The 26476-nt window shown below is 65.7% G+C and carries 28 protein-coding genes and 1 pseudogene; 17 read left to right on the forward strand and 12 right to left on the reverse strand.

Going from position 1 to position 26476, the window contains the following annotated elements; genetic code table 11:
- Nucleotides 1-635: 635 nt before the first annotated feature.
- From GXK59_RS17660 to GXK59_RS17670, 3 genes are all read right to left on the reverse strand, one after another.
- Nucleotides 636-1916, reverse strand: a complete 1281-nt coding sequence (locus tag GXK59_RS17660) for a glycosyltransferase (protein ID WP_160668673.1) — start codon at nucleotides 1914-1916, stop codon at nucleotides 636-638.
- On the reverse strand, nucleotides 1913-3373 hold the full coding sequence (locus tag GXK59_RS17665; protein WP_237393943.1) for an oligosaccharide flippase family protein: 1461 nt from the start codon (nucleotides 3371-3373) through the stop codon (nucleotides 1913-1915). Before GXK59_RS17665 ends, GXK59_RS17660 begins: the two co-directional genes overlap by 4 nt.
- A gap of 377 nt (nucleotides 3374-3750) precedes the next feature.
- Nucleotides 3751-4434: a DUF1345 domain-containing protein gene (locus GXK59_RS17670; protein ID WP_160668674.1), complete on the reverse strand. Its 684-nt coding sequence runs from the start codon at nucleotides 4432-4434 to the stop codon at nucleotides 3751-3753.
- A 240-nt stretch (nucleotides 4435-4674) separates the two neighbouring features.
- Between GXK59_RS17670 and rpsF the strand changes: the two genes are divergently transcribed.
- The 4 genes from rpsF (at nucleotide 4675) to rplI (ending at nucleotide 6464) form a co-directional block, all read left to right on the forward strand.
- Entirely contained in the window at nucleotides 4675-4980 is a 306-nt protein-coding gene (gene rpsF / locus GXK59_RS17675) for a 30S ribosomal protein S6 (protein WP_024366241.1), read from the forward strand.
- A gap of 55 nt (nucleotides 4981-5035) precedes the next feature.
- Nucleotides 5036-5629: a single-stranded DNA-binding protein gene (locus GXK59_RS17680; RefSeq protein WP_024366240.1), complete on the forward strand. Its 594-nt coding sequence runs from the start codon at nucleotides 5036-5038 to the stop codon at nucleotides 5627-5629.
- A 125-nt stretch (nucleotides 5630-5754) separates the two neighbouring features.
- Nucleotides 5755-5994, forward strand: a complete 240-nt coding sequence (gene rpsR / locus GXK59_RS17685) for a 30S ribosomal protein S18 (protein ID WP_003800144.1) — start codon at nucleotides 5755-5757, stop codon at nucleotides 5992-5994.
- 17 nt (nucleotides 5995-6011) lie between these two features.
- A complete protein-coding gene (gene rplI, locus GXK59_RS17690) occupies nucleotides 6012-6464 on the forward strand; it encodes a 50S ribosomal protein L9 (protein WP_160668675.1) in 453 nt (150 codons plus the stop codon).
- Nucleotides 6465-6556: 92 nt separating this feature from the next.
- On the opposite strand, the gene GXK59_RS17695 is transcribed toward rplI, so the two are convergent.
- A complete protein-coding gene (locus GXK59_RS17695; protein WP_160668676.1) occupies nucleotides 6557-6991 on the reverse strand; it encodes a DUF1801 domain-containing protein in 435 nt (144 codons plus the stop codon).
- A gap of 74 nt (nucleotides 6992-7065) precedes the next feature.
- On the opposite strand from GXK59_RS17695, the pseudogene GXK59_RS17700 reads away from it, so the two are divergent.
- A pseudogene (locus tag GXK59_RS17700) lies at nucleotides 7066-7368 on the forward strand (PhzF family phenazine biosynthesis protein); the annotation flags it as partial.
- Nucleotides 7369-7372: 4 nt separating this feature from the next.
- Here the strand turns inward: GXK59_RS17700 and GXK59_RS17705 are convergent.
- On the reverse strand, nucleotides 7373-8212 hold the full coding sequence (locus tag GXK59_RS17705; RefSeq protein WP_237393944.1) for a hypothetical protein: 840 nt from the start codon (nucleotides 8210-8212) through the stop codon (nucleotides 7373-7375).
- Nucleotides 8213-8518: 306 nt separating this feature from the next.
- Here GXK59_RS17705 and GXK59_RS17710 point away from each other — a divergent pair, with 306 nt between their 5' ends.
- From GXK59_RS17710 to GXK59_RS17735, 6 genes are all read left to right on the forward strand, one after another.
- Nucleotides 8519-9850: an ATP-binding protein gene (locus GXK59_RS17710; protein WP_160668677.1), complete on the forward strand. Its 1332-nt coding sequence runs from the start codon at nucleotides 8519-8521 to the stop codon at nucleotides 9848-9850.
- Nucleotides 9847-11199 (forward strand): bifunctional glycosyltransferase family 2/GtrA family protein, encoded by a 1353-nt coding sequence (locus tag GXK59_RS17715; protein ID WP_160668678.1) that lies wholly within the window; start codon nucleotides 9847-9849, stop codon nucleotides 11197-11199. The genes GXK59_RS17710 and GXK59_RS17715 overlap by 4 nt, the downstream gene beginning before the upstream one ends.
- Complete coding sequence (locus GXK59_RS17720; RefSeq protein WP_160668679.1) at nucleotides 11196-13259, forward strand: glycosyltransferase family 39 protein; 2064 nt, start codon at nucleotides 11196-11198, stop codon at nucleotides 13257-13259. Before GXK59_RS17715 ends, GXK59_RS17720 begins: the two co-directional genes overlap by 4 nt.
- 133 nt (nucleotides 13260-13392) lie before the next feature.
- On the forward strand, nucleotides 13393-14028 hold the full coding sequence (locus GXK59_RS17725; RefSeq protein WP_443094299.1) for a PhzF family phenazine biosynthesis protein: 636 nt from the start codon (nucleotides 13393-13395) through the stop codon (nucleotides 14026-14028).
- A gap of 55 nt (nucleotides 14029-14083) precedes the next feature.
- The gene (locus GXK59_RS17730; RefSeq protein ID WP_160668680.1) at nucleotides 14084-14710 is read left to right on the forward strand and encodes an FMN reductase; all 627 of its coding nucleotides are present in this window, start codon (nucleotides 14084-14086) and stop codon (nucleotides 14708-14710) included.
- A 52-nt stretch (nucleotides 14711-14762) separates the two neighbouring features.
- On the forward strand, nucleotides 14763-15128 hold the full coding sequence (locus tag GXK59_RS17735) for a TFIIB-type zinc ribbon-containing protein (protein ID WP_160669249.1): 366 nt from the start codon (nucleotides 14763-14765) through the stop codon (nucleotides 15126-15128).
- A gap of 25 nt (nucleotides 15129-15153) precedes the next feature.
- On the opposite strand, the gene GXK59_RS17740 is transcribed toward GXK59_RS17735, so the two are convergent.
- On the reverse strand, nucleotides 15154-15726 hold the full coding sequence (locus GXK59_RS17740; protein WP_160668681.1) for a hypothetical protein: 573 nt from the start codon (nucleotides 15724-15726) through the stop codon (nucleotides 15154-15156).
- 4 nt (nucleotides 15727-15730) lie between these two features.
- Nucleotides 15731-16198, reverse strand: a complete 468-nt coding sequence (locus tag GXK59_RS17745; protein WP_160668682.1) for a hypothetical protein — start codon at nucleotides 16196-16198, stop codon at nucleotides 15731-15733.
- Between the two features lie 629 nt (nucleotides 16199-16827).
- Here GXK59_RS17745 and dnaB point away from each other — a divergent pair.
- Nucleotides 16828-18210, forward strand: a complete 1383-nt coding sequence (dnaB, locus tag GXK59_RS17750) for a replicative DNA helicase (protein WP_024367946.1) — start codon at nucleotides 16828-16830, stop codon at nucleotides 18208-18210.
- Between the two features lie 3 nt (nucleotides 18211-18213).
- Here dnaB and GXK59_RS17755 read toward each other — a convergent pair whose 3' ends face one another.
- Nucleotides 18214-19188 (reverse strand): acyl-CoA thioesterase, encoded by a 975-nt coding sequence (locus GXK59_RS17755; RefSeq protein ID WP_160668683.1) that lies wholly within the window; start codon nucleotides 19186-19188, stop codon nucleotides 18214-18216.
- A gap of 78 nt (nucleotides 19189-19266) precedes the next feature.
- Entirely contained in the window at nucleotides 19267-20184 is a 918-nt protein-coding gene (locus tag GXK59_RS17760; protein ID WP_160668684.1) for a LysR family transcriptional regulator, read from the reverse strand.
- 226 nt (nucleotides 20185-20410) lie between these two features.
- On the opposite strand from GXK59_RS17760, the gene GXK59_RS17765 reads away from it, so the two are divergent.
- Both GXK59_RS17765 and catC read left to right on the forward strand, forming a co-directional pair.
- A complete protein-coding gene (locus GXK59_RS17765; RefSeq protein ID WP_202129157.1) occupies nucleotides 20411-21799 on the forward strand; it encodes a short-chain fatty acid transporter in 1389 nt (462 codons plus the stop codon).
- Nucleotides 21800-21845: 46 nt separating this feature from the next.
- Complete coding sequence (gene catC / locus GXK59_RS17770; protein WP_160668685.1) at nucleotides 21846-22124, forward strand: muconolactone Delta-isomerase; 279 nt, start codon at nucleotides 21846-21848, stop codon at nucleotides 22122-22124.
- Between the two features lie 82 nt (nucleotides 22125-22206).
- Here catC and GXK59_RS17775 read toward each other — a convergent pair whose 3' ends face one another.
- Nucleotides 22207-22641: a DoxX family protein gene (locus tag GXK59_RS17775; RefSeq protein WP_160668686.1), complete on the reverse strand. Its 435-nt coding sequence runs from the start codon at nucleotides 22639-22641 to the stop codon at nucleotides 22207-22209.
- Nucleotides 22642-22786: 145 nt separating this feature from the next.
- Between GXK59_RS17775 and GXK59_RS17780 the strand changes: the two genes are divergently transcribed.
- From GXK59_RS17780 to GXK59_RS17790, 3 genes are all read left to right on the forward strand, one after another.
- Nucleotides 22787-24142, forward strand: coding sequence for an MATE family efflux transporter (locus GXK59_RS17780; protein ID WP_160668687.1), 1356 nt, complete (start codon nucleotides 22787-22789; stop codon nucleotides 24140-24142).
- A 92-nt stretch (nucleotides 24143-24234) separates the two neighbouring features.
- A complete protein-coding gene (locus GXK59_RS17785; protein WP_160668688.1) occupies nucleotides 24235-24828 on the forward strand; it encodes a hypothetical protein in 594 nt (197 codons plus the stop codon).
- A gap of 83 nt (nucleotides 24829-24911) precedes the next feature.
- Nucleotides 24912-25256, forward strand: a complete 345-nt coding sequence (locus tag GXK59_RS17790) for a hypothetical protein (RefSeq protein WP_160668689.1) — start codon at nucleotides 24912-24914, stop codon at nucleotides 25254-25256.
- Between the two features lie 58 nt (nucleotides 25257-25314).
- On the opposite strand, the gene GXK59_RS17795 is transcribed toward GXK59_RS17790, so the two are convergent.
- Nucleotides 25315-25626 carry a hypothetical protein gene (locus GXK59_RS17795; protein WP_160668690.1) on the reverse strand — a complete coding sequence of 104 codons (312 nt, stop codon included), beginning with the start codon at nucleotides 25624-25626 and terminating at the stop codon, nucleotides 25315-25317.
- 303 nt (nucleotides 25627-25929) lie between these two features.
- A complete protein-coding gene (locus GXK59_RS17800) occupies nucleotides 25930-26472 on the reverse strand; it encodes a CGNR zinc finger domain-containing protein (protein WP_160668691.1) in 543 nt (180 codons plus the stop codon).
- Between the last annotated feature and the right edge of the window lie 4 nt (nucleotides 26473-26476).

Genomic DNA, 26476 nt, shown 5'->3' on the forward strand with positions numbered 1-26476 from the left:
ACCGGCATTCCGGCGGCGCGGCGTGCCATGGTCCTGCCGATCCGGAAGATCGCATCCATTCGGGATCACCACGACCGGAGCCGCCGCGCCGGGTGTCCCCTCCAAGACCGAAGCAAGGTGCGGAGAGACCGTCGCGCACACGTCGGCTGTTCGCAGGTTGTCCCGCAGCTTGTCTTGCACAAAACGACGGGACAAGTTCATGAGTCCGGCTCCCGCCACCCAATCGTCGGTGACATACAGGACCTTCGGTCCCTCGACCCCCGCGGGAAAACTGCTGATCGGCGAGGAAAGAATAGTCGCGAAGGGGCGCAACTGACACCGCCGGAGTGCTGTCCTGATGGCGCGACCGAGAAGTACCCTTGCAACGGAGGATGACCCCCAACGGGCAAATCCGGGGACCGACAGGGAACGCACCCGAGTGACACCCGGTGCGACGTCCGTGATTTCGACAGTCCGTCGCCCCAGACCCGCCCCCCGCCGATTGGCCAGATGAATGGGAAGTGGCGGATCGATCCACAGGACCGGGACGTGGACTGCCAACGCCATGGCGAGCCGGTAGTCGGTTCCGCGCACGTCATCCCAGCGGCTCCCCGGGACGTAGAGGAGCGTTTCCTGCGCCGCTGTCCGCCGCTGCTTCATGGTGTTGCCCGCCCTGCAGTGCGGGCCTCAACTGCAGGACCCGCCTGTCTGCGCCCCGCCACCGGGCGGGAATTGAAATCGTCAGCTGGAGGTGACCCCAGGACCCCGCGCAGCCTTCTGGCCAGTTCGTATTCGACAAACCTGGCGAGAGCTCCCACCTCCTGCACGATGCTGACTTCCCCGGCTGCTTCGATGGCCTGCTCGTAGAAGTTTTCCAGTACGAGGGCGCCGCGCGTCAACGAGAACCGTTCCTGAACCGTTGATAGACCGAAGCCGCCCAGCGTCCTGCGGCAGGACTCGTCCGGAAGCAGGCCGCGCAGCAGGTGTGCCAGCCGCTCGGCCCCGTCCTCCGTGCCGGGGCCGACTCCGTACCAGCCCTGCTCAAGGAAGAGCGGAAGGCTGTCCGGAGTCAGGAGTTCCCAGAAGCCTTTCTCGCCCTGAACGATCAGTGGTTTTGCAAAGGCCATTGCCCGCAGCGCCGACCCTCCCATCCCGAGGGCTACATCAGCCACGGCATAGGCCGCCCGGGGATCCCCGAGCTCTCCGGTGAGCACGATGACCGGCCGACCCCTTGCGGCGTTGACCGCCTGGGCGTGGTTTTCGACGAGCCGCCGTGCCGGACCATCGCCGGCGATGACAAGTTGAATGGGGAGTTCTTGTGAGAGCATTCCCACGCAGTCGATCGCAGCCAGGATGCCCTCGAGTTTGAGCTCTTTTGCCAGACGCGTCACGAGAACCACCGTGTAGGCGGCCGGATCCAGGTCCCACTTACCGCGGAACTCCTGTTCGGCGACGTCCAGCGACGGATTGTTGGCATCAAGGTCCACCGGCGGTTCCAGAAGCGCGGCAAAGGTCCGACCGAACTCCTGCTCCGCCGTCACGATCTCCTGGGTGCCCACCAGAATCGGCATCGACTTGGGAATGAACGGTGCCACGGCCATTGACATCACCGTTGCCACGGCCGCAGTGCCTGGCGACCGCCGGGAGGCAATGAGGCCTTCCAGCGCAGGCGGCCATTCGTAGCCGTGGATGACGTCGATCTTTCGTTCCCGGGCAAGGCGAACCAGTGCCTTCACCACCGAGGGGGTCGGCCTGTGATGGGGTTCCGGAGATGGAACAAACTCCAGCCCCGACTCCTCGATGCGCCGGTTCAGCGGCCCCGGACGTCCGAAGACGATGACCTCGTGACCCAGCCGCTGCACCGCAGCCGCGAGTTCGATGGCGTTCAATTGGCTGCCGCCGATCCCCAGATCGTGCGGGTATACGAGAATTTTCATACTGTCGCCTCCACTGTGGCGGCCTTTCCGATGGATCGGAGCTCTTTAATGCGGTCCCGTTGCAGGTACAACAACCCGGCTGTCACCAGTGCCGCGATTGTCCCGGCGGTGACAAGCGCTGCGAGGTGATCGGTGACCGTCATCGCCAGGATGCGCGCTGCTGCGCCCGTAACCAGACCTGCTGCGAAGGGTAAACGGATCTTCGCCAAAATTCCCCTGAGGGCCAGCCCGTTCACCCGTAACTTCCACAGGTACAGGGGTAGAACCACGCATCCTGTCACGGCCGCCTGTGCAGCAGCGAGTCCACCCAGCCCTCCCCAGGAGGCCCCGGCCACGAGGGCGGGAACCAACACCAGCAGGCTTCCGGCCTGCACGGTGAAGACCGTCCCGGACTTGCCCAGGACCACGAGGTAGTCGTAGACGAGATCGCAGAATACTTTGCAGGACGCGGCGACGACGAGCCAGGAAATTGCGGTCGCTGCCGCCACCCACGCCGCGCCGTAGACGAATTCCACTAATGGCACCGCGATTCCGGCCACGAAGAGAATCACCGGGAGCGTGGCGGCTGCCAACACCACCACAATGGCCTCCAAGGCTGAATCCATGCGTGGCCGGTTGTGCTGCAATGCGGAGAAGGCCGAGGGCGCCACTCTGCGGAGCGGTTGCGCGAAGATACTCACCGGCCAGTTGGAGAGGTTGAAAGCCAACACGTAGAACGCCAGGACCGTCGACCCCAGAACTGCCCCGGCCGTGAGTTGGTCCGCATAGCCGATAGCGAAGAAGATGACGCTTGTCCCGGCCAGCGGCAGCCCGAAGCGCAAGAGGGGCCCAAGCAGCGAGCGGTCCAGTCCGAACCGGTAGGGCAATGGTGAAGCCGCCAGAAACATCACCCCGGAGACCAGACTGCCCGCGAGCCTGCCTGCCGCCAGCGCCATGGCTCCCATCCCCGTGAGGGCAAGCACCACGGAGAGGACAGCGCCGATCCAGACATTGGCTTGGTCGATCCACAGCCGTTCCTTCTCCCTGAAGTCGCGCTGCAGCAGGGCCGACGGCGAGGCAACAATCCCGTTGACGAAGACACTCAGAATCAGGATCCGCACGACATCGGTGGCGCCTGGATCTCCCATTGCCGTGGTGAAGACCGGAGCGGCGGCCATCGCGGCAGTGCAGAACAAAGTGCTGCCGGCGACGGAAATTGTGTTGACCGTGGGCACGATCCTGGCTGGATCCTCGGGCCAACGAACAATTGCGAGGGAGACACCAAGTTCGTTGAAACTCAGTACGGCCATGAGGGCGACCATGGCGACGGCAAAAGTGCCAAAGGATTCGGGGCCCAGCACGCGAGCCAGGACTATTCCTATGCCGAGCGTGCCGAGCCGTGAGACAACAGTATTGAGCAGACCCCAGCCAAAAGCATTCGAGGCGCCGGTCATCCGGGTACCGATGGCCGCCTTCATGACCGTCCCAGTGCAGCCGCTAAACGTCGATCGAACCAAACCACGGGCGCCCCTATTCATCCCCAAGAGACCATTCAGCCGGGATTCCTGCTGCTTCGTGATGAGAGAACCGGATCCCGAACTGACGTATTCACCTCCGCACGCCAACGCCAACTGCAAAACGAAGGCCCGGGTCACGCTCGGGGTTGGAGCGAAAGCCCTGACCAAATGGCTGTGCTTTTGCAAATATAGGCCGGGCGTCCGTCGGGGGACTAGGCCGCACGGATAGTCGAGTAGGGCATCGACTGAAGTCGAGTAGTTTTCGTGTTCACTACTCGTATTCGTTCCGGAAAGCCTCCAGCAGCGGTGGCCGGGGAGCGCTGTCGGCCGTCGTCCCCTTAGAAGGCCAGGCCGATCACAAGGCTGATGGTCGTGGCCAGGATGACGGTGCCAAACAGGTAGGACAGCAGGCTGTGTTTGAGCGCTTCGGCCCGGATGCCATGGTTCTGCAGGGCAGTGTCCGAAACCTGGTAGGTCATGCCGAGGCTCGTGGCGAGGTAGGCGAAGTCGGTGTACTGCGGGCGGCGTTCCTGGTTGAAGTCGATGCCACCCACTCCCGCCCCGGCCTTCCCGCCCGTGCTGTAGTAGAGCTCGGCGTAGCGCAGCGTGAAGAGCGTCTGCACCAGCAGCCAGGACAGGGCCACCGACGCCAGGGCCAGCAGCCCGCCGCCGAAACGGGACCCGCCGTCGCTGGCATGGGAATCGACGACGACGGCGGCCACCGCGCCGAGGCTGGCGACGTTGGCCGCCAGAATCAGCAGGTCGGTGATACTCCGGGACGGGTCCTCCGCGGTGGCATGCGCCCGGGTTTCGGCGGGGTCGAAACGACCGATCGCCGTCCAGACCCACACAACATAGGTCAACGAGGCCGTGCCCCAGCCGACAGCCGGAGCCTCCACCCAGTGCCCGGCCAGGCCGGACGCCGTGGCCGCGAGCAGCCCGGCGAGGAGCATTGCCGCCAGGCGCAGCCGGCTGCGCCGGATCGGCCGGGCGTTGCGGCGGAAAGAGGAACCCGTGTTCATTCCCCGATCATGGCACAGGGTTTTCCACATGGAGGCCAGCGTGGCTTCCGGCACCAGCCGGCCGCGCCTACGCTGGGCAGGCATGGAATCGCCGGATCCGGTCCCGATGCACTAAGCTATTGAAGTCTGTGCTGCGCCCTGCCCCCGTTCCTGGGGGTGCTGCGGGCACATGGCACCGCAAATGAACCTCCTGTTACGGAAATGCCGTAACCGCTTAGCCCAAAGGAGGTGGGTTCACATATGCGTCCTTACGAATTGATGGTAATCATCGACCCCGAGGTCGAAGAGCGTACCGTTGAGCCAACGCTTCAGAAGTTCCTGAACGTCATCACGACCGATGGTGGAACCATCGAAAAGGTTGACATCTGGGGCCGCCGTCGCCTGGCCTACGAAATCCAGAAGAAGTCTGAAGGTATCTACGCCGTGGTGAATTTCACCGCTGAGCCGGCTACCGCCAAGGAACTTGATCGCCAGTTGAGCCTCAATGAGACCATCATGCGCACCAAGATCACCCGCCCCGAAGTACAGAAGGTTGTTGCTGAGTAATTTCAGCTCCCGATTTTCACTCTTCACCCCGCAGGAACGAACAAGGAGGCAGTAGATGGCAGGCGAAACCACTATTACGGTCATCGGTAATCTCACCAATGACCCCGAACTGAGGTTCACACCGTCAGGTTCGGCAGTAGCGAATTTCACCATCGCGTCTACTCCCCGCACCTTCGACCGCCAGTCCAATGAGTGGAAGGACGGGGAAACCCTGTTCCTCCGCGCGTCGGTATGGCGTGAAGCAGCCGAGAACGTCGCCGAATCCCTGACCAAGGGCATGCGCGTGATCGTTTCCGGCCGGCTGAAGAGCCGTTCCTACGAAACGAAGGAAGGCGAGAAGCGCACCGTTATCGAGCTTGAGGTCGATGAAATCGGCCCCAGCCTGCGCTACGCCAACGCCAAGGTCAACCGCACCCAGCGCTCCGGCGGTGGGGGTGCCGGCAACGGTGCCCAGGGTGGCTTCGGCGGCGGCAACAGTGGTGGCGGCTTCGGTGGCGGCTCTGGTGGAAACCAGGGCGGCGGCAACTCGGGTGGAACCTGGGGCGGCAACCAGCCCGCACAGCAGCAGGATGACCCCTGGGCCACGCCCGGTGTCAGCAATGCAGGCGGCGGCTGGGGCAACGGCCCGGATTCCGAACCTCCCTTCTAAACAACATCTAAGGTTCGACGACGGAACCCGCCGGACGCCGCAAGGCGGACGTGCGCTGACCGGCGTCGGATCACCACCATCCCGTGGATCAATATCCACGGGCTCCATCGAATAGGAGCTCCACGATGGCTAAGGCTGAACTCCGTAAGCCCAAACCAAAGTCCAACCCCTTGAAGGCCGCTGACATCACTGTCATCGACTACAAGGACGTAGCATTGCTGCGCAAGTTCATCTCCGACCGCGGAAAGATCCGCGCCCGTCGCGTCACCGGCGTCACGGTGCAGGAACAGCGCAAGATCGCACAGGCAATCAAGAACGCCCGCGAAGTTGCTCTGCTGCCTTACTCCGGCGCTGGCCGCGGCTAAGGAAGGGATTAACTAACATGGCAAAGCTCATTCTGACCCACGAAGTAACCGGTCTCGGTGCTGCAGGCGATGTTGTCGAGGTCAAGGACGGTTACGCACGTAACTACCTGCTGCCCCGCAACTTCGCCCTGACTTGGTCCAAGGGTGGCGAGAAGCAGGTTGAGTCCATCAAGACTGCCCGCGCCGCCCGCGAGCACGCTTCCCTGGAAGATGCTCAGAAGCAGGCCGCTGCACTCTCCGCCAAGCCGGTCAAGCTCGTTGTCAAGGCTGGCGAGACCGGACGCCTGTTCGGCACCGTCAAGCAGGGCGACGTGGCCGACGCTGTTGAGGCCGCAGGCCTTGGCCGCATCGACAAGCGCAAGGTTGAACTGCCGACGCACATCAAGTCGGTTGGTTCCTACCAGGCACACGTCCGCCTCCACGCCGACGTTGCCGCTGTGATCGAACTCGACGTAGTCGCAGGCAAGTAGCCCTCACCGGCTCCGCAGTCCTGAACTGCTGGAAGGCCCCCGCCTTTGGATTCCTCTTGGGAACCGGATGCGGGGGCCTTCTGCGTTAACTCTCATTCGTGGTGCAATTCCGTCGTCACGTACCGGTAGCCGTTCCGGATCAGTTCGGTGAGCACTGCCTCGTCAACGTCGTCGAGCTTGTTGATGTAGAGACACCCGGCGCCGGTCTTGTGTTTTCCCAGCCGTGCCAGCAGCCCGGCGGACTCCGGCCCATAGCTCAGCCCGTAGAGCGACAGGCTGGCTTTCCGCGGTGAGAAGCCGACGGCGGGCGCGTCGCCTTCGCGCCCGGTTGCGTATTTGTAGTGGTACCGGCCGTAGCCCACAATCGTGGGGCCCCACATCTCGGCAGGCTGCCCCGTGATCCCGGACATCAGTTCGAGCAGCCGGTACCCGTCCCGGCGTCGGACGGGATGCTCGACGGCGGACAGCAACTCCTCAACGGACGCGCCCGTTGCTCTGGTCTTGTTGTGGGTCTTGTTCACGGCCATGCGGGCAGTCTTGCAGACGGCGGCAGCCTTGTCAGCCGGAACGGTGCCGGTGATAGCCTGCGGCAGTGACTTCGATTACGGCACCGGTGCCCCGCCTTCGCCCTTTCGCCCAGGTGGACGTCTTTACTGACGTGCCCTACCGGGGCAACCCGCTGGCCGTCGTCGTCGACGCAGCGGGCCTCTCCACCGGTGTGATGCAACAGTTCGCCAACTGGACGAACCTCTCCGAGACCACGTTCCTGCTGCCGCCCACCGACCCCGGCGCCGACTACCGGGTCAGGATCTTCACGGGCAGCGAGGAGTTCCCTTTTGCAGGCCACCCGAAGCTCGGCTCGGCGCATGCCTGGCTTGAAGCCGGCGGCATCCCCCGGCAGGAACGGGCTAGTTGGATGGACCCGTGGCGGTCGCTGCCACGACCTGGACGGATTCGGCCGTGTAGCCGGAGCCGTCCTTCGCGGCCACGATCCGCACGGTTCCGCCGGCCGCGATGTCCGACACGGTCAGGTCCGCGCCCGATGCGCCCGCCTGCGGACGGCGCTGGAGCATGCTGCTTACCTGTACATCACTGCCGAGGGTGTAGCTGCGGGTGAATCCGTCGGCGCTCTTGACGGTAACGGAAGTTGAACTGACGTCACTCACTGTGCCCAGCTGCTCAGCCTTGGTGGTGTAGTCGCTGCCGTCCAGCACCACGTATTCAGCGTGCACAGCTGCAGACAGCCCGCCGGGCATGCCGCCTGCTGCAAAGCCGTTAGGACCGCCCTGCCCGGGCATTCCGCCTCCCGCCGGTCCGCCTTGCTGGGAGCCGGGCGTTCCCGGAGCGAAGCCCTGGGTGCCACCGCCTGGTCCGCCGGCACCGGCGGACGCAGTCGCGCTGCTTGCCTGACTTGACGTGAGCGCGTAGGCGCCCGCACCCGCGGCGGCCCCCAGGGCGACTGTGGCGCCAGCGACGGCGAGCCCCCGTTTCATCGTCCACGGTTTCCCTGCCGACGGTTTCGGAGCTTCGGCGGCCGGCGCGCCCCATCCCGGGGCCCGTTGTTCCGCTTCCGGTGCTCCGGGCACAGCCTGGTGCCAGTCTGTTGACTGCGCGGCGGGAGAGCCGCCCGCGGCAGCGTAAGGTGCGGTCATCGGGGTTGGGTCGGCTGCGCCGGGGGTGCCGAAACCGTGGTCCGGGCCGTGTCCGGGGACCGGCCGCGAACTGCCTCCGGGGTGCTGGTTGCTCAAGGTGTTTCTCCTGTCAGGGGCTGGTTCATGTCCACCCCAGAATGTCGAACGATCCTGTGCCGATCCTGTGCCGATGCTGTGTGGGCCGGCGGCCGGGCCCGTGTGATTGTCCGCCCGCTCCCAACGGCCCCAGCCAATTGCGCGCAGATACCTGCTTCTTGTTGCCTTGGGGAGTTTCACAGCAGCGGCACAGGGTCCGCACAGCCGCGGCTCAACGGCAGGCCGGAGTCTGGTCCCATGGACCCTTCGCACATCTACGCAACTCCCGTTCCCGCCGACAACGCCTGGCTGCCGGGGAACTGATCCTTGGCTGCACTTTCCGGGGCGACTCTCCAGCCCGGGCATTCCTGGCGTACCCCGTCCAGCTGGCACCTGCGGACGCGCCTGGTGATTGTTGCCATGGTGTTGCTGGTGACCATTTGCGGTGCTGTGGGCGTGTTTAGCTATGTCTCCATGGACGGTGTCCTCACCCGGCAGCTCGATCAGCAACTGGGCGGCGCGTCCCATCGCTCGAGCATTTTCGGCCAGCCGGTCCCCGGCACCATGGTCGGCCCCGATCCGCTGGAAGCACGGGGCCAGAGTGTCGGCACGCTCAACGCCCGGATGCTCAACGGCGCAGTGGTCAGCGCCGGCTTTCTCGCCGGCGATGCCACCCGCAGAGGCCTTTCCACCGAGGACGACGCCGTCCTCCTGGCTCTCACTCCGGACGCGGCGCCCGTGGGCCGCACCCTTTCGGCTGGTGCCTACCGGCTCACTTCCGTGCGAACGCCCTTTGGTGACGTCATTGTCACCGGGCTTCCCCTGGCGGAAAAGCAAAATATCTTGGCCTCGCTGGTGTGGACGTTGGTGCTGGTCTCCGCAGCAGGACTGGTGCTGATCGGACTCGCCGGCACGGCTGCCATCCGGCGGACCTTGAAGCCGCTGGAACAACTTTCCGAAGTTGCCACCAAGGTTTCCCGACTCCCGCTGGACGCCGGCGAGGTCACGCTCGGGGTGCGCGTCCCGGCGTCGGCCGCTCATCCGGGAACCGAGGTGGGCAGCGTGGGATACGCGCTGAACCAGATGCTGGACAACGTCTCCAACGCCCTCGAGGCACGGCAGGAGAGCGAACTCCCGGATGAGCCCGTGGTGGTGCGCGGTGATGCGGCCCAGCTTCACCAGGTCATTGCCAACCTTCTGTCCAATGCCCGCAAGCACACCGCCCCCGGAACGAGGGTCGTCACCGGCGTTATGCGTTCGGCTGACGGCAGCGCCATGGTGACCGTCACGGATAACGGGGGCGGGATTCCTCCCGAATTCCTCAGCCGGGTCTTCGCCCGCTTCGCCCGCTTCGCACGGGCCGACACCGCACGCACCCCAGTAGCGAACAGCGCGGCGGTCCACCAGCCGGACGGGACGGCAGGCGGCACGGGTTGCATGGCCGGCACCGGGTCCGCCGAGGGCACCAGCGGCCTGGGCTTGTCCATTGTGCAGTCGATCCTGGAGGCCCACGGCGGCACCGTTGAAGTCTCCTCCCGGCCCGGCCGGACGGAGTTCGCCATTCGGCTGCCCGCGGCGCCGCCCGCGCGGACTTTCACAGGCCGCGCACAGCTTGTCCCTAAGGACCTCATATCGGCCTCCCGGACGGTTGACGCATGACGTTCACAGAGCAGGCTTCCGAAGCCCAGCCCCCTGCCGAAGGGGCGACGGTCCGCCCGGGCGGCGGCCGCCCCGCCGTTGACCCGCGTGTCACGGCTGCGCTGCTGGATGTCACGATCCCGGTCTTCAATGAGGAACGGGACCTGGAGGCGTGCCTGCGTAGGCTGCACGCCTACCTCCTCGGTTCTTTTCCGCATTCGTTTCGCATCACAGTGGCGGACAACGCCAGTACCGACGGAACGCTCCAGCTGGCTGAACGCGTCGCCCGCGAGCTCCCCGAAGTGACCGTGGTCCACTTGGCGGAGAAGGGCCGGGGAAACGCGTTGCGCAAGGTGTGGCTGGCCTCGCCGTCGCCGGTTCTGGCCTATATGGACGTGGACCTGTCCACGGACCTGGCCGCGTTGGGGCCGCTCCTGGCACCGCTCATCTCGGGACATTCCGATCTGGCCATCGGGACCCGCCTGACGCGCAACTCGCGCGTGGTCCGGGGGCCGAAACGGGAATTCATCTCCCGCAGCTATAACTTCCTGCTGCACTCCTGGATGGGCGTCCACTTCAGCGACGCCCAGTGCGGTTTCAAGGCCATCCGCGCCGACGTCGCCCGTCAGCTGCTCCCGCATACCCTGGACAACGCCTGGTTCTTCGACACCGAGCTGCTGGTCCTTGCTGAGAGGTGCGGCCTGCGCGTCCACGAGGTCCCGGTGGACTGGACCGACGACCCTGATTCCAGCGTGGACATCGTCCAGACAGCGCTGGAGGATCTGCGCGGCATGGCCCGACTGAGCCGGGACCTGGTCTCGGGCCGGATACCCGTTCCCGAGCTCCGGGCGGCCTTAGCCCGGGGCCCATTGCCTGCCGCCGCCAGAGCCCAGGAACAAAGCCCGGGCGGCAGCCTCTTCGGACAGCTGGTCCGCTTCGGCAGCATCGGGGTGGCCTCCACCCTGGCCTACTTGCTCATTTTTCTGCTCTGCCGGGGCTTCATGGACCCGCAACTGGCCAACTTCCTCGCGCTGCTGAGCACCGCCGTGGCCAACACCGCCGCGAACCGGCGCTTCACGTTCGGCATCCAGGGCAGTAGCGAGGCGGGACGCCACCACTTCGAAGGGCTGCTGGTCTTCGGCATCGGGCTCGCCTTGACCTCGGGCGCACTGGCCCTGGTTCACGGCACGTCCGGCGGAACCCCGGACCGCTGGCTGGAACTGGTCACGGTCACCGCCGCCAACCTCCTCGCCACCGTCGTCAAGTTCCTGCTCTTCCGGCTTGTGGTGTTCCGCCGCCGGTCCACCGGCATTCCCCCGGCGCCAGCCGCCGACACGTCCCTCCCCGCACAGAAACGGCCAAGTAAATGACCGCCACCACCGCTCACACCGCCGGGACCCCGGCCGCTCCGGCCCCTGAGCAGACACCCCCGACGACGACGGCAGGGCTTCTGCCGCCCACAGCGCACGGGAGCCGCCACCGGCTGCTGTTCGGACCGCAACCACGGTGGGTTCGGCCCTCCGCAGCCCTGCTGCTGGTCCTCGCCGCCGTGCTGTACCTCTGGAACCTGGAAGCCACCGGCTACGGAAACTCCTTCTACGCCGCCGCGGTCCAGGCGGGCACCAAGGACTGGACGGCGTTGCTGTTCGGCTCGCTCGACGCCGGCAACGCCATCACGGTGGACAAACCGCCGGCCGCCCTCTGGATCCCGGCCCTCGCCGGACGGATCTTCGGCTTCTCGGCCCTGAGCATGCTCATCCCCCAGGCGCTCATGGGCGTGGCCGCCGTCGGGCTTCTCTACCTGACGGTGAAACGCGTATCAGGACCGGCTGCGGGACTGCTGGCCGGCGGCGCCCTGGCACTGACACCGGTGGCTGCCCTGATGTTCCGGTTCAACAACCCGGACGCCATGCTCATCCTGTGCCTGGTGCTGGCCGCCTACCTCACCACCCGCGCCATCGAGAAAGCCGGCTGGAAATGGCTCGCCGCAGCCGGCGCCGTGATCGGACTGGCCTTCCTGACCAAGATGCTGCAGGGCTTCCTGATCATTCCCGCACTGGGCCTGGCCTACCTCTGGGCGGCGCCCACCACCTTGGTCCGCCGGCTCCTGCACCTGTTGGGCGCCGCAGCAGGAATTGCGGTGGTAGCCGGAAGCTACATTGCACTGTTCCAGCTGACCCCCGCCTCAGCCCGGCCGTACATGGCCGGCTCCAAAACCAACAGCTTCCTGGAACTTACCTTCGGGTACAACGGCCTGGGACGGATCACCGGCTCCGGCGGAGCCATGCCGGACTTCGGCGCCATGCCGGGCGGCGGAGCCATGCCGGACTTCGGCGCCATGCCCGGCGGAGGCCCCGGCGGCGGTGGAAACGCGGGCTTTGGCGGCACGGCCGGCATCACCCGCATGTTCGGAACCAGCTTCGGCGGGGAAGTGTCCTGGTTGCTCCCGGCAGCCCTGATCCTGCTGGTCGCCGGGCTCTGGTTCACCCACCGCGAGGCACGGACATCCGCCACCCGCGCCGCACTTCTGCTCTGGGGCGGCTGGCTGATCGGCACGGCAGGCATCTTCAGCTTCATGGGCGGCATCGTCCACCCGTACTACGCCGTGGCGCTGGCCCCCGCGGTCGCGGCCCTTGTGGGCATCGGTTCGGTGGAACTGTGGCGGGGACGGTCCTTCTGGCCCGCGCGGATCGTTTTGGCCGTGACGGTGCTGACCACCTCCACATGGTCCGCTATTCTGCTGGTCCGCGACCCGGACTGGATGCCGGGGCTTCGGGTGATCATCGTGGTCCTTGGCGTCCTGGCTGCGGCAGCGCTCCTGCTCAGCATGGACCGCATGGCGGCGCTCCCGGCCAAGCTCCGCAAGGCCGCCACGGCCGGGGTCCTGGTCACCTCGCTGCTGGCCGGCGGCCTCGGGACCACGGCCTGGACACTGGCGACGGCGGCCCAGCCGCATTCCGGTGCGATCCCCACCTCCGGACCTAGCGCGTCCGCGATGGGCGACGGCAAGGGCGGGCCGGGCATGGTCCCGGGCGACGACGGCAATGCCGGCGGCGCGGCCGCGGACACCAGAGCCGGGCGCAGAGCCCCCGGCGGACCCGGCGTCGACACGGCGTCGGCGGAACTGATCGCACTGTTGAAGTCCTCCGGCACCAAGTGGTCCGCGATTGTCTCCGGTGCCACCTCCGCAGCGGACTTGGAACTCGCCACCGACACTTCCGTGATCGCTCTGGGCGGCTTCTCTGGCGGTGACCCGTACCCAACCCTCGCGCAGTTCCAGCAGATGGTGGACCGTGGCGAGATCGGATACTTCATCGCCGGCAGTATGGGCGGGGGGCCCGGGGGCAACTCCGAGGTCGCCACCTGGGTGGCAGCCAACTACGCGGCTGAAACCGTCGGTAACAGCACCGTCTACAAACTGGCGTCGTAACCGGCCATGGCTGACACTCTGAGCCCCGGGGTCCGGCGGCCGTACCCGGCGCGCCGGGCCATCCTCTACCGACGGACCGCCGTTCCGCGTAGGGGAGTGGGAGCACCGCCTGTCAACCATCCGCACTTGCAAAGTGCAGAGAAGGCTGGCTTTCGCGGCGCCGCCGCTGACCCGCTCGGGGCCGGTGGCCGAGGGGGACCTCACCCGCGTCGCCGCCGGCCTGGGGATGCCGCGGGAGGCGTCCTGGCTGGTCAACGGCCCGGACTGGATCGGTGTGCTGCTCGAGTCAGCGGAGCTGGTGCTGGCTGTCAGGCCTGATTACGCGGCCATGGCGGGACTCAAGGTCGGTGTGGTCGGTCCCCATCCGGCCGGATCCGAGGTCGGCTTCGAGGTGCGCACCTTTATCCCGGGCGACGCCGCGGCGGAAGACCCCGTCACCGGCAGCTTTAATGCCGGCGCGGCCCAGTGGCTGATCGGCAGTGGCCGTGCCCCCGAGTCCTACCTGGCGGCGCAGGGTACGGTGCTGGGCCGCGCCGGACGGGTCCACATCGATGCTGTGGGGGAGGACATCTGGGTCGGAGGGAGCTCGGTGAGCTGCATTGAGGGCTTCGTCCTGCTCAGAACGGTTGAACGGGTCGTCGGCCGGACCGCGCGTTGCGCCCCCGTTGCGCTGCCAGTTGTGGTCGCCATTGCGCGGGCTGGAGGACCGGGAGTGACAGGGCAACGAAGGACGGGAATAAAAGCTCCGGGACCCGGCTTCTACAGGTAGATGCAAACGCATGTACCAGCGTTTGTGGCCGTGCAACAACTTGAGGAGCATCCCCGTGGAATCCCGCCGCATCACCGTTCTCTCCGCCGGACTCGGCGTCCCGTCATCCAGCCGGCTGCTCGCGGACCAGCTGGCCGCCTCCGCCGAGCGCCAGCTCGCCGCAGCAGGCTACGCCGTGGATATCGCGGTGGTGGAACTGCGGGACCTCGCCGTGGACATCGCGAACAATTTTGTGACCGGCTATGCGGCTCCAAAGCTCGCCGAGGTGATCGCCCGGGTCGAGGCCTCGGACGGGATCGTTGCCGTCAGCCCGGTCTTCAGCGCCTCCTACAGCGGTCTCTTCAAGTCCTTCATCGACGTCCTCGACCCCAAGTCGCTCGAGGGCAAGGCCGTCCTGCTCGGCGCCACGGCCGGAACGGACCGGCACCAGATGGTCCTGGATTTCGCCATGCGGCCCCTGTTCGCCTACCTCCGCACCCGTATCGCCAGCACTGCTGTCTTCGCCGGCCCCCAGGACTGGGGCAACAACGACGACGGCGGCTCGCCCCTCTCCACGCGGATCGACCGGGCGGCCGGCGAGTTCATCGGCCTGCTGCAGGGCGCGCAGCCGGGGCAGAAGCAGCCCGTCCTGGAATCGCTTCCGTTCGAGCAGTTGCTCGCCGGCATCTCCGGCCGGCACTGACCCCGCGGGGGCTCCAGCGAACGATTCACGGCCCCGGGGCGTTGTGCGGGACATGAAGTGTCCTGTGGATTCAATTGACCTGATCATGAGCGAACGTAGCGGCGTCGAGATAGATTATTGCCCCAAGTGCCGCGGCGTGTGGCTGGACCGGGGGGAACTGGACAAGATCCTTGACCGCGCCGCGGAGTCCATGGGAACTGGCGCATCAGCACCCGCGGCGGCACCGCTGCCGCCGGCGACGCCCGGCCACATTCCGCCACCGCTCTATGATTTTGACCCGCGCCGCGATGACAGCCGGTCAGATGAGCGCCGCAATGACGACCGCAGGGACCGGCCCCGCTATGAACAGCCGCGCTATGACGACCGCCGCCGCCCGAAGAAGAAGGAAGGCTGGCTTGGCGAGCTGTTCGACTTCTAGAGATATGAACTGAGGGGTGCGGCGGTCAGTCCTCCAGGAGGGCGATGAACTCGCGGGCCTGTTTGATGGAGATGTCCGAGTGGCGGGTGAGGGCCTCCGCCGCGGCTTCGGTGTCGCCGCTTCTGGCCAGGGTGCGGATCCGGCCATAGATCTCATCGTTGAGCATGTTGCTGCTGACTTCGCGGGTGACATCGCCCTTGCTGGCGATGGCGCGGTAGCGGTAGGCGAAGCGCTGCGGCGCGTTGTCGTCGTCCTCGCTGGGCGCCTGTTCGGGCGTCTCGGGCCGGAAGGGCTGCGGGTGGGCGGCAAGCGCCCCCACGGCGTCCCGGGAGGCCCTCAGGCCCTCTCCGGTGGACTCGAGGTACAACTTGATGGCGCCCATGGCCTGGCCCTGGGCAATCAGCGCGTAGAGGCGGCGGTGCTGCTCCTGGCTGAGTTTGGCCGCCGAGGCGCGTGCCAGTTCAATCGGGTCGCGGCCGGGCTGGGGTGCAGCCTCCGGCCGGGACCGGCCGCCGCGGCGGGCCAAGGCGCGTGCGCCCAGCAGAACGCCGGTGCCAACGAGCGCCAGAATCAGCAGGGGGATGAGCAGGGATTCCATGAAACTACAGCCGATCTACGTAATTCTTGGCGGTCAAGAGATCTGAATGGGTTGCCTGGCGCAGCAGCTTGATGGCCTGGAGCTTCTTGCCGTTCCGGGCCAGGGATTGCAGCTGCAGGGCAAACTGGGGGTTCAGTTGGCCGCCGGGCAGGACGGGCCCCTGGTAGCCGGGCTGCCCGACGGCAGGTGCCGAGCCCGCCTGGGCGCGCAACGCCATGCGGGCGTGATCTGCCTGCTGTGACTGCTGCTGTTCGTTCTGGCTGGGACGGGTGACCGCGTCTACCCGGGCACGGGCGGCGGTGGCGGCCTGAACCTGGGCCGCATAGTGGGCCTGCGAACGGACCGCCAGTTCGTGCTGGTAGCGCTCCGCGTCGGACATGCCGAAATCGCGTGGCCTAAGGGCCGTGGCAAACGCCCAGAGGACTGCTGCCAGGATGAGGGCAGGCAGTATGACCAGCAATACATCGCCCATGTAATGAGCTTATGCCAGATCGCAGTTATCCACAGCACATTCGGGAATTGGCATACCCTGCGTCGCCGGAGGCGCCAGTCCCGGGCTTTCCGTGAGGACCATCACTAAATGTGCATATTTCCGTGGGTGTGTGGCCTCATATGCCAGCCGCTATCCCCAGCCGCGGTCCGCGTTCTGTGGATGAACATCGGCCGAAATTCTTTTGTGTCCACATGGCGAAGTCAGTGTTTCCGCAGGTCAGACGCTGATTGCCGGCCCAACAAATTTTCTATCCACAGCTGTTCCCACAGGCTGTGCACAAGCAGGAGGCAGTAGTGCACAGCTTATCCACAGGGGTTGGGGACGTCCGGGTTGGTGCCTGCCCGGACGGGGGATAACGTTGCTGGATATCGAGCCTTGGATACCGAAATCCGATGCTGCCTTCCTTTCGATCTCCGGCGCCGCGGTGCCGGGCCCGGGCTGTGGAAAACCGGCGGCGCCGGGAGGCGGCCAAAGTGTCGGAGCCGGCTGATAGGACTTAACCCGTCGCGCATACGCCGGGGTCGGCGCCACCGAGCACCGAGGACCAATGGCATACGCGTCGCCGGCGAACGGACGTCCGCCGCGGCACACAATGGAGGACGGCAGTTTTGTCAGTTACGCATCTGGACTCAGTCGAGGGGACCCGGGGAGCCGAAGGCAGCCGCAAGCCGCCGCAGGACATTCCCGCCGAGCAGTCAGTATTGGGCGGCATGATGCTGTCCAAGGACGCCATCGCCGACGTCGTCGAAATCCTCCGGGGCGTGGACTTCTACCGTCCTGCGCACGAGACGATCTACGAAGCCATCATCGACCTCTACGGCCGTGGCGAGCCTGCCGATGCCGTCACTGTTTCGGATGAACTGACAAAGCGGGGTGAGATCAACCGGATCGGCGGCCCTGCCTACCTCCACGAACTCATCCAGACGGTGCCCACCGCTGCCAACGCCGGCTACTACGCCGAAATCGTGGGTGAGCGCGCGGTCTTGCGGCGCCTGGTCAATGCCGGAACCAAGATTGTCCAGCTCGGCTACGGCCAGGACGGCGAGGTCGAGGACCTGGTGAACCAGGCCCAGGCCGAGATCTACGCCGTGGCGGAGCGCCGTACGGCAGAGGACTATGTGGTCCTCAAGGACGTGATGGAGTCCACCGTGGACGAGATCGAAGCGTCCGGCCACCGCGAGGAGGGAATGACCGGCGTTCCCACCGGCTTCTACGAGCTTGATGAGCTCACCCACGGACTGCACCCCGGCCAGATGATCGTCATCGCGGCCCGCCCCGCCGTCGGTAAGTCCACTTTCGCGTTGGACTTCGCCCGTTCCGCGGCCATCAAGAACAACCTCGCTACCGTGATGTTCTCCCTGGAAATGGGCCGGAACGAGATCGCCATGCGTTTGCTGTCCGCGGAGGCCACGATCGGCCTTCAGGACCTGCGCAAGGGCACCATCAAGGACGAGCAGTGGTCCAAGATCGCCACCACCATGGGCCGGATGAATGATGCCCCGCTGTTCATCGACGACAGCCCCAACATGTCGCTGATGGAAATCAGGGCCAAGTGCCGCCGCCTGAAGCAGCAGCACGATCTCAAGCTTGTTATCCTCGACTACCTCCAGCTGATGAGCTCCGGCAAGAAAGTGGAGTCCCGCCAGCAGGAAGTCTCCGAGTTCTCCCGTGCGCTGAAGCTGCTGGCCAAGGAACTGCAGGTTCCGGTCATTGCCCTCTCGCAGCTGAACCGTGGTTCCGAGCAGCGCCAGGACAAGCGGCCGATGGTCTCGGACCTGCGTGAATCCGGTTCCATTGAGCAGGATGCTGACATGGTCATCCTGCTGCACCGCGAAGACGTCTACGACAAGGAATCGCCGCGTGCCGGCGAGGCGGATATTCTTATCGCCAAGCACCGTAACGGCCCGACCAAGGACATTGTGGTCGCCTTCCAGGGCCACTACTCCCGGTTCGCCAACATGGCGGCCGACGCCGGGGGCGGCGGCTTCTAGCGGCTACCGGCCCTCGGCAGGGAGCAGGTGGTTGGGCAGCCGGTTCCCGGGTGCCCGGCCCCGGATCTCCAGCAGTTCGCGGGCATGGGCGTGCAGCCGCTTGTCCTCCTCAGACACCGGAACCCACTGCGGGACCGGGACGGACGTGCCGTGCTCGTCGCGGGCCACCATCACGGTCAGGCAGTAGGTCGTCAGCTCCAGCTTGCGTCCCTTGGGATCTCCGGACCGGACATGGACCGCGATGTGCATGCCCTTGGTTCCGGTGTAGACCAGCCGGGCCTCCACCTCCACCACATGGCCGATGAGCAGCGGACGGTAAAACCGCACTCCGCCGGAGAAAACGGCTACCGTGTCCATCCCGCAGTAGCGTGAGGCGCAGACGTAGGCCGCCTCGTCGATCCATTTCATGACGATGCCCCCGTGCACCTTGCCGCCCCAATTCACGTCCGTGGGGGCGGCCATAAAGCGCAGGACGACCTTCTCGGCGGTTCCGGCGTCGGTATATTCCTGTGCGCTCATTGCCTGGACGATGTCCTCGCGGACCTTGATCCTCGCCAGCGCATGGTCGCGTTGTTCGATTTCTTCCGGTGTCGTCGGCTCAAACTGCGGCACGGGGATGGGCTTGCCGTCGTCGCCCACTGCCACGAAAATCACGATGCACTGGCTGCGCATCGTGGCCGCGCCGCCCTTCGGATCGCCCGAGGACACGACCGTGCGGATGTGCATGGAGGACCGGCCTGTGTAGACAATCGTGGCCGTGACCTCGACCATGTCGCCGCTGTTGACCGGGTCCGCGAAGTGGATGTTGCCAACGTATGCCGTCACGCAATAGGACTTGGCCCAGCCGACCGCGGCGGCGTACGCCGCCTTGTCCACCCACTCGAGCACGGTGCCGGCGTCGACCGAACCGCTGTGGCCAACGTCGGTGGGCGCCGCAAGGAAGCGCAGGGTCACGGCATTGGCGGCAGTCTCACTCATGAAGAGAGTTTACTAACGGGCGGCGGAAGCGCCGCAGGCCCCCGACACAAATACCGCCCGGGACGCCACGCGGCACGCCTATTGGAGAACCCGCCCCGCCGGAGGCTCAGGAGTGGGAAAGATATCCTCCATTATGCCGATGACCGCCCCGGCGGCCCGGCTCAGATTGTGCCTGGCTGACACGATGACCGTCGCCAGGTACGTGGGGGTGCCGGACAGTTCGCGATATACAAGCCCCGGCCGGTCGATGTGGCTTACTGACGACAACGTCAGGGTCACCCCCGCCCCGGCGGCGACCATGCTGAGGATGGCATACGAATCGGGGGCTTCCTGCACCACTTGCGGGACAAAGCCTGACTCCAGCGCGAGCCGGAACGAGGCGTCCCGCACTGTGGATCCCTGGGTGGCGGGAAAGGTGACAAACGGTTCGTCGGCGAGGTCGCGGACGTCAAGTTCCCCCTGCGAGGCCAGCGGATGATCCGAGGGCAGGACCGCGAGCAAACGCTCGTAGGCGAATACCCGGACGTTCACGTGTTCATTGCGGACCGGCAGCCTCGAAAAGGCTATATCCAGGACTCCTGCGGCCACTTGGGTCGGAGCTGATCCGCCGTATACCAGCGACGTCAGCTTCAGTTCAATGCCGGGCTCCGCCAAGCGGACGGCCCGGGCAAGCGGTGGAAGGACTTCCCTGCTGCTGGCGCCGGCGTATCCGATATTCACTTGACCGACGATCCGTGAAGATCCAAGAGCCGCGGCGCGCCTGATGAGGCGTGCACCCGCCAGAGTCTGCAGGATCGGTTCACGAACCGCGTACCCGGACTCGGTCAGCCGCACGGACCGGGAGCTCCGATCAAAGAGGCTCACGCCCAAATCCTCTTCCAGCCGCCGGATCCACACCGACAGTTGCGGCTGGGCGACCCGCAGGCGTTCTGAGGCGCGACCAAAATGGAGTTCCTCTGCGAGGACCGCGAAAGCTTGCAGGTACTTCAGATGCATGTCCCCACCTATACCGGTTTCCTTATTGAAACTCTATGAGTTCTTTATTGGACTCCAATCGCGGGTCCCTGTCATCTTTGGGGGTGGCGAGCCGCACAGCCGCACCGTTCTGCCCGGCCGACGCCTGACGGACGCGCAGTGGTCCAGCGCCGAGATGCGAGCGTCCCAGGGTGCCGATGGCAGCCTCTCTCCATCCGTAACAGGCACTTCAACGAGGAAGACAACTATGAATAATGCAGTCACCGAGGCCGAACGTACTGCGGTCAAACGCAACGGCGGCATGCAGAAAGTAGCCGGTTTCTTTACCGAGCTCATGCGCCGTTACCTGCCGGACCCCTTCGTTTTTGCGATTGTCCTCACGTTCCTCACTGTAATTCTGGCAATGGTGGTTGAGCAGCAGAGCTTCACGGATGTGACCGCTGCCTGGGGCAAGGGCTTCTGGTCGCTGCTCGCGTTCACGACGCAGATGGCAGTCATCCTGGCGATGGGCTACGTACTGGCCAACGCTCCCGTGGTGGACCGGCTCATGGACGCGATCGTCAGCCACGTCGAGATCCCGCGGACCGCCGTCATCGTGGCGACCTTGGTCGGAGCGGTTGGATCTTACCTGAACTGGGGGTTCGGCCTGGTGATCGGCGGAATCATCGCCAAAAAGCTGGCCCTGCACGTCAAAAATGTGCACTACCCCCTGATCATTGCCGCGGCCTACAGCGGATTCACTATGTATGGGCTGGGATTGTCGGCGACGATTCCCATGGTCATCTCCACGCCCGGTCATCCCATGGAGAAGCAGATGGGCCTCATTACCCTCGCCGAGACCATCTTTGCCGCACCGATGTTGATCACGGCCGCGGTTGTTCTGGTTACCCTGCCGCTACTCAATGGCATGCTGCACCCCAAACCGGGGCAGCCGGTTACCGAAATAGATCGCTCCGTTCACGCAGTCGCACCCGTCAGGAGCGAAACAATCGACCCCGATGCCAACACATTCGCGGCCAAGCTGAACAACAGCCGGGTTCTCGCCGTGGCAATCGGCGCGCTGGGTATGGCCTACGTCGTCGTTCATTTCATTCGTGGCGGCGGAGTGGACCTTAACCTGATCAACTTCTTCATCCTCTTCCTGGGCATCCTGCTCCTGGGTACCCCCAATGCCTACTTGCGCCAGCTGAACGAGGGCGTCAGGACCATCTCCGGCATCATCCTCCAGTTCCCCTTTTACGCAGGCATCATGGCGATCATGGGCGCATCCGGACTCGTTGTAACGATCTCGGGAATCTTCACCAACATCTCGACGCCGGAGACGCTGCCCTTCTGGGGCCTGATCAGCTCATTCCTGATCAACTTCTTTGCACCCTCCGGCGGTGGGCACTGGGTGATCCAAGGCCCCTTCATGATCGATGCAGCCAGCGCAATCGGAGCCTCGACAGCTCAGACTTCCATGTCAGTAATGCTCGGCAATGCCTGGAATGACCTGGTCCAGCCGTTCTGGATCCTCCCGGCCCTGGCGCTTTCAAAGCTCAAGCTCAAAGACATCATGGGCTACACCGTGATCATGATGTTCTGGGTTGGCATCATCTACATTTCCGCCATCCTGCTCTGGGGCTTCCTGGGCTAGTTCCACGCTCATCAATTACCAGGCGAAAACGAAAAGAGAGAATCCGATGCTGTTCCTGGTCCGTATGGACGTCAACCTTCCCGTGGATATGCCGCAAGAAAAGGCGACCCAGATCAAAGCCGTGGAGAAGGCGTACTCCCAAGATCTTCAGCGGCAAGGAAAGTGGCGCCACATTTGGAGAGTCGTGGGGGAGTACTCCAACTATTCAGTTTTTGACGCGGAGAGCAATGACGAGGTGCACGACATGCTCTCCGGACTGCCGCTATTCCCCTACATGGATATCCAGGTGACGCCCTTGGCCAAGCACCCCTCGGATATCCGCTGACTGGCACCCGGTTAATTAAATGGAGGGGGAGGTCACCCGATATGTGACCTCCCCCTCTCACGCTGTGTCGCGAGCCTGCGGCTCAGGCCAGGACGCTGAGCTTGGAGCCGGAGCGGCCGAAGAGCGCCTTGTCCACGGAGACCTTGCCGGCGCCGACCAGGGCAACGGCCAGCGCCGCGGCCGCCAGGATCAGCACCAGTTCGTAGCCGCCCGTTGCTGCGAAGATTCCCGCCGGGGCATGGACCAGGAACAGGGCGCCCAGCATGTCCACCGTGAGCAGGGCGGCGAACACGCGGGTGAGCACGCCCAGGATCAGTGCGGCGCCGCCGACAAGTTCCAGCGTGGCGACGACCGGGGCAACGAGGTTGGCGGCCGGAACACCCATCTGTGTAAAGGCGGCCTGGGTGCCTGCAATCGTGAATTCGTTGAATTTCTGCCAGCCGTGCGCGGCGAAGAGGAATCCTGTGACGATGCGCAGGATCGTCCGGGCCGATGTGGTGAGTGTGGGCTGGTTCATGGGGATGCCGTCCTGACGTAGGGCCGCGGCGGATGCAGACCGCCTGGGATTTGGTTGAAGATTCAACTTATACTCTTCCGGGACTTAGTTGAAAAGTCAAGTAATGCGAAGCTGCGCGACGCCGCAGTGCCGCTAGGGTGGTTCCGTGCCAGCCTCCGCCCCGACTCCCGCAACACGACCGTCCCCGGCGGGGCGCCGGCGGGAGATCCTGCGCCTCGCGGTCCCGGCCTTTGGTGCGCTGATCGCCGAACCGCTGTTCCTCCTCGCGGACGCGGCAATCGTCGGCCACCTCGGCGTAGCCCAGCTCGCCGGAGTCGGACTCGCATCCGCGGTGCTGCACACAGTGGTGGGCCTCATGGTGTTCCTCGCCTACTCCACCACTCCGGCCGTGGCGCGGGCGCTCGGCAACGGGCAGCTGCCCAGGGCCCTCGCTGCCGGCCGGGATGGCGTCTGGCTGGCGCTCCTGCTTGGAGCCGCCCTGGCCGTCGCCGGCTTCCTGGCCGCCGAGCCTCTCCTGGACCTGATGGGCGCCCGCGGTGCGGTGCGGATCTTTGCCGTGGACTACCTGCGCTGGTCGATGCCCGGACTCGTCGCGATGCTGGTCATCTTCGCCGGCACCGGCGTGCTGCGGGGCCTGCAGGACACCCGCACCCCGCTGTTTGTCGCGGCCGCCGGCTTCACCCTGAACATCGCGCTCAACCTCTTCCTGGTGTACGGGCTGCAGCTCTCCGTCACCGGCTCGGCGATCGGCACCAGCATCGCCCAATGGGCCATGGCACTGGTCTACGTGGTGATGGTCCAGCGGAACGCCCGCAACCACGGTGTTTCCCTGCTCCCCGATTGGCATGGCATCCGGGCCCTGACCAGGGTGGGCTCCTGGCTGATGTTGCGGACGCTCAGCCTGCGCATCGCGATCCTTGCCACGGTTGTGGTGGCCACGGCCCAGGGGCCGGCCAACCTGGCAGCCCACCAGCTCGCGATGACGGTCTTCACGCTCCTCGCGTTCGCCCTGGACGCCCTGGCTATTGCCGCGCAGGCGCTGATCGGCAAGGAACTCGGCGCCTCCCGCCCGGCGGCGGCGAGGGAGCTCACCGGAACCATGGTCCGCTGGGGTCTCGGCTTTGGCGTGCTGGCCGGGCTCCTGCTGGCCGTCGCGGCGCCGTGGGCGGGACTGCTCTTCACGCCCGACGCCGAGGTCCAGGCAGCGCTCACGCTGGCGCTGTGGGTACTCGCCGCCGGACAGCCGATCGCCGGCCTTGTTTTCGTCCTCGACGGCGTTCTGATCGGTGCGGGGGATGCGAAGTACCTGGCGATTGCCGGCGTCGTGAATCTCGCTGTGTATCTCCCGCTGCTTCTGGCGGTCCGGCAATCCGGGGCCGGCGGCGGTACGGGGCTGCTCTGGCTGTGGGCGGCGTTCTCGCTGGGCTATATGGCGGCCCGGGCCGTGACCCTTGGCCTCCGCGCGCGGACGGACCGGTGGATGGTACTCGGCTCGCCCTGATCCGGAGCCCTGCCCGGGGCCGCCCCGCCGGTGTTGCCGGTTCCGCAGGGGGCCTGGCGCGCTCGGCCGCGGCTTCGCACTAAACTAATCTGGTGACTCTCCCCGCAGCCCCAGACGCCTCCACCGCCCTGCCCGCTGCGGCGGATCTCTGGAAGCCCGTGCTGGTCCGGGCGGCCGTCGCGCTGGGATTTGGCGCCGTGACCGTATTCTGGGCTTCGCCGTCCCCTACGGGCATGGGCTGGGCCGGCGGCCTGTACCTGCTGGCCACGGGGGTGGTGCTGCTCTGGGGCGTGAACAAGGCCGGACTCCGGCCCGGGTCCGCGTCCAGCAAGATCCTCTCCGCCGCCGGCGCCGTGCTGACCGGAACCGGCGCCGCCGTCGGGCTCATCTCCGGCAGCCTGGTCTTTGGTGTACTCGCAGCGGTGGGCCTGGGCCTCGCCGGCGCCGCGGAACTCTACCTTGGCATCACCAACCGTGGACGGTCCCTTCTTGCCCGCGACTGGGTCGCCTCCGGAGTTGTCGGACTGGGCACGGCCGCTTTGCTGCCGTTCTTCATTGACCTCGGTCCGCACGCGCTGCTGGGCGTCGCCGGCGGCGGTGCGATCATCAGCGGAGTGTTGTGGGTGCTGGCCGGACTGACCCTACGGCACGATGCACGGGCCGATTCGGTAAAGGCCGTAAACTAGTAGGGACAGGTTCTACCTTGCGTAGAACGATTGCGGCATCACAACTGCCACGCCTGGCGGCGTTGGCTGCAGGAGGAAATACCTTGGCACAGCAGAAATCTGGAGAACCGCGCACGCTGCGCACCTCGGTCAAGGGACCGCTCATGTTCTCCGCGTTCTGGGCTGTGCTGGCCTTCATTGCCACCCTCATTTTTGCCTCCGGTGGGAGCGCGAAGACGCCCCGCTTTGACCTGGCCTTCACAGCCGCAGGCATCGCCTTCATTGTGATTCTGGTGGTGCTCGCCATGCTGTCCATGGGCCACAAGCCCAACGCCGAATACCTGGGCAAGGGATCCGGCGTGAACCTGAGCTCCAGCAAGTCCGGCCACGGCGGTCAGCCGGAGCAGCCCCGGCCGGAAGCCGAAGCTCCGGGCGACGACGTGCGCTAAGTCCGCGAACGCCGTCCTTCCCGCCCGGCGCCCGATTCCGGCGCCACGGCGGATGCTCCTACTTGGTCCAGGAAATCGGACTCTTCAGGTAGGGATTGTCGCCGTACTTGGCGTACGTGTACCTGGAATCGGTGTACTCGACGGTCTTGATTTCATTGCCCGCTGGCGCCAGAAGCACCTTGCAGGACACCATAGTGCTGCCTACCACCAGGGTCAGGGCATCGCCGGTGCCGGTGGTGTTGAAGCGCGTGCTCTCGCATTGGTCGAAGGCACCGAAGACGATGAGTGGCTGCGCTTCGGAGCCGTCCTTGAGCTGGGCGGTTACCTTGGGCTCGCTGATGCCGAGGGATGCCTTGCTGAGGCTGTCCATCCGGTGGCTGACCGAGACGAAATAGGGCGTCTGCCCCGCGAACTTCGCGGTGAAGACGGCTTCCGTGTACTGGGGGTCCGCCTTGTCCTTGCCTGTGTTGCTGTGGGTGACGGCGGTTTCGCCGGCTTTGAGCTTGGTTCCCGGCGCGGTGAGCGAGCCTGCCGCTGCTGCCGCGGGTGCGGCTGATGCTGCTGCGCCGGGCGTCGAGTTGCTGGCTGGGCGAATTAATCCATTCTCTGGGGAAATCAGACCGTGGCGGCGGCTTTGGCCCGGCCGGTCCCGGCAATGTTCATTGTGACGCGCTCAGGAGGCCGCTTTTCGTGCGCGATAGGCCGCCACGTGCGCCCGGTTCGCGCAGTTGCCTGTGTCGCAGTAGCGCTTGGAGCGGTTCCGGCTAAGGTCCAGCACCACGGCGTCGCAGTCCTCGGCGGCGCACACCAGCATCCGGTCCATTTCCTTGCTGCGGATGACATCAACCAACGCCATCGCGGCCTCTGTGCTCATCCGGTCCGCCAGCGGCGCCTCCGGGGTGGCGGCGTGCAGATGCCAGTCCCAGTGGTCGTGCTTGACGAGCTGGGGGAGTGCCCGCGCCTCCCGCAGCAGCCTGTTCACGGTGTCCACCGCGGCGGATTCGTCTGCGAGCCAGAGGGTGGCGAGTTCGCTGCGGAGGCGGCGCACGCTGGCCAGTTCGGCCGCGTCCCTGGCCCGCGAGCCGCTGAACCCCTCCGTCTTCAAAAAGTGATCCAGGTCCTGGACAGTGGCGAGTTGTTCCTCGCCGTTGGCCGCGGTGTTGATCAGGTTGACCACCGACCGCAGGGCCACCTCTGTGTCAGGGGCAAAAAGCATCTTG

The sequence above is a fragment of the Pseudarthrobacter sp. ATCC 49987 genome, from assembly GCF_009928425.1.
Taxonomy (GTDB): Bacteria; Actinomycetota; Actinomycetes; order Actinomycetales; family Micrococcaceae; genus Arthrobacter.

What these genes read in the sequence shown, in the direction of transcription:
- GXK59_RS17660 (WP_160668673.1), bottom strand. Translation starts at nt 1,916, where the DNA reads ATGAAAATTCTCGTATACCCGCACGATCTGGGGATCGGCGGCAGCCAA.
- GXK59_RS17665 (WP_237393943.1), bottom strand. Translation starts at nt 3,373, where the DNA reads ATGAAGGCGGCCATCGGTACCCGGATGACCGGCGCCTCGAATGCTTTT.
- GXK59_RS17670 (WP_160668674.1), bottom strand. Translation starts at nt 4,434, where the DNA reads ATGAACACGGGTTCCTCTTTCCGCCGCAACGCCCGGCCGATCCGGCGC.
- rpsF (WP_024366241.1), top strand. Translation starts at nt 4,675, where the DNA reads ATGCGTCCTTACGAATTGATGGTAATCATCGACCCCGAGGTCGAAGAG.
- GXK59_RS17680 (WP_024366240.1), top strand. Translation starts at nt 5,036, where the DNA reads ATGGCAGGCGAAACCACTATTACGGTCATCGGTAATCTCACCAATGAC.
- rpsR (WP_003800144.1), top strand. Translation starts at nt 5,755, where the DNA reads ATGGCTAAGGCTGAACTCCGTAAGCCCAAACCAAAGTCCAACCCCTTG.
- rplI (WP_160668675.1), top strand. Translation starts at nt 6,012, where the DNA reads ATGGCAAAGCTCATTCTGACCCACGAAGTAACCGGTCTCGGTGCTGCA.
- GXK59_RS17695 (WP_160668676.1), bottom strand. Translation starts at nt 6,991, where the DNA reads ATGGCCGTGAACAAGACCCACAACAAGACCAGAGCAACGGGCGCGTCC.
- GXK59_RS17715 (WP_160668678.1), top strand. Translation starts at nt 9,847, where the DNA reads ATGACGTTCACAGAGCAGGCTTCCGAAGCCCAGCCCCCTGCCGAAGGG.
- GXK59_RS17720 (WP_160668679.1), top strand. Translation starts at nt 11,196, where the DNA reads ATGACCGCCACCACCGCTCACACCGCCGGGACCCCGGCCGCTCCGGCC.
- GXK59_RS17735 (WP_160669249.1), top strand. Translation starts at nt 14,763, where the DNA reads ATGAAGTGTCCTGTGGATTCAATTGACCTGATCATGAGCGAACGTAGC.
- GXK59_RS17740 (WP_160668681.1), bottom strand. Translation starts at nt 15,726, where the DNA reads ATGGAATCCCTGCTCATCCCCCTGCTGATTCTGGCGCTCGTTGGCACC.
- GXK59_RS17745 (WP_160668682.1), bottom strand. Translation starts at nt 16,198, where the DNA reads ATGGGCGATGTATTGCTGGTCATACTGCCTGCCCTCATCCTGGCAGCA.
- GXK59_RS17755 (WP_160668683.1), bottom strand. Translation starts at nt 19,188, where the DNA reads ATGAGTGAGACTGCCGCCAATGCCGTGACCCTGCGCTTCCTTGCGGCG.
- GXK59_RS17760 (WP_160668684.1), bottom strand. Translation starts at nt 20,184, where the DNA reads ATGCATCTGAAGTACCTGCAAGCTTTCGCGGTCCTCGCAGAGGAACTC.
- GXK59_RS17765 (WP_202129157.1), top strand. Translation starts at nt 20,411, where the DNA reads ATGAATAATGCAGTCACCGAGGCCGAACGTACTGCGGTCAAACGCAAC.
- catC (WP_160668685.1), top strand. Translation starts at nt 21,846, where the DNA reads ATGCTGTTCCTGGTCCGTATGGACGTCAACCTTCCCGTGGATATGCCG.
- GXK59_RS17775 (WP_160668686.1), bottom strand. Translation starts at nt 22,641, where the DNA reads ATGAACCAGCCCACACTCACCACATCGGCCCGGACGATCCTGCGCATC.
- GXK59_RS17795 (WP_160668690.1), bottom strand. Translation starts at nt 25,626, where the DNA reads ATGGACAGCCTCAGCAAGGCATCCCTCGGCATCAGCGAGCCCAAGGTA.
- GXK59_RS17800 (WP_160668691.1), bottom strand. Translation starts at nt 26,472, where the DNA reads ATGCTTTTTGCCCCTGACACAGAGGTGGCCCTGCGGTCGGTGGTCAAC.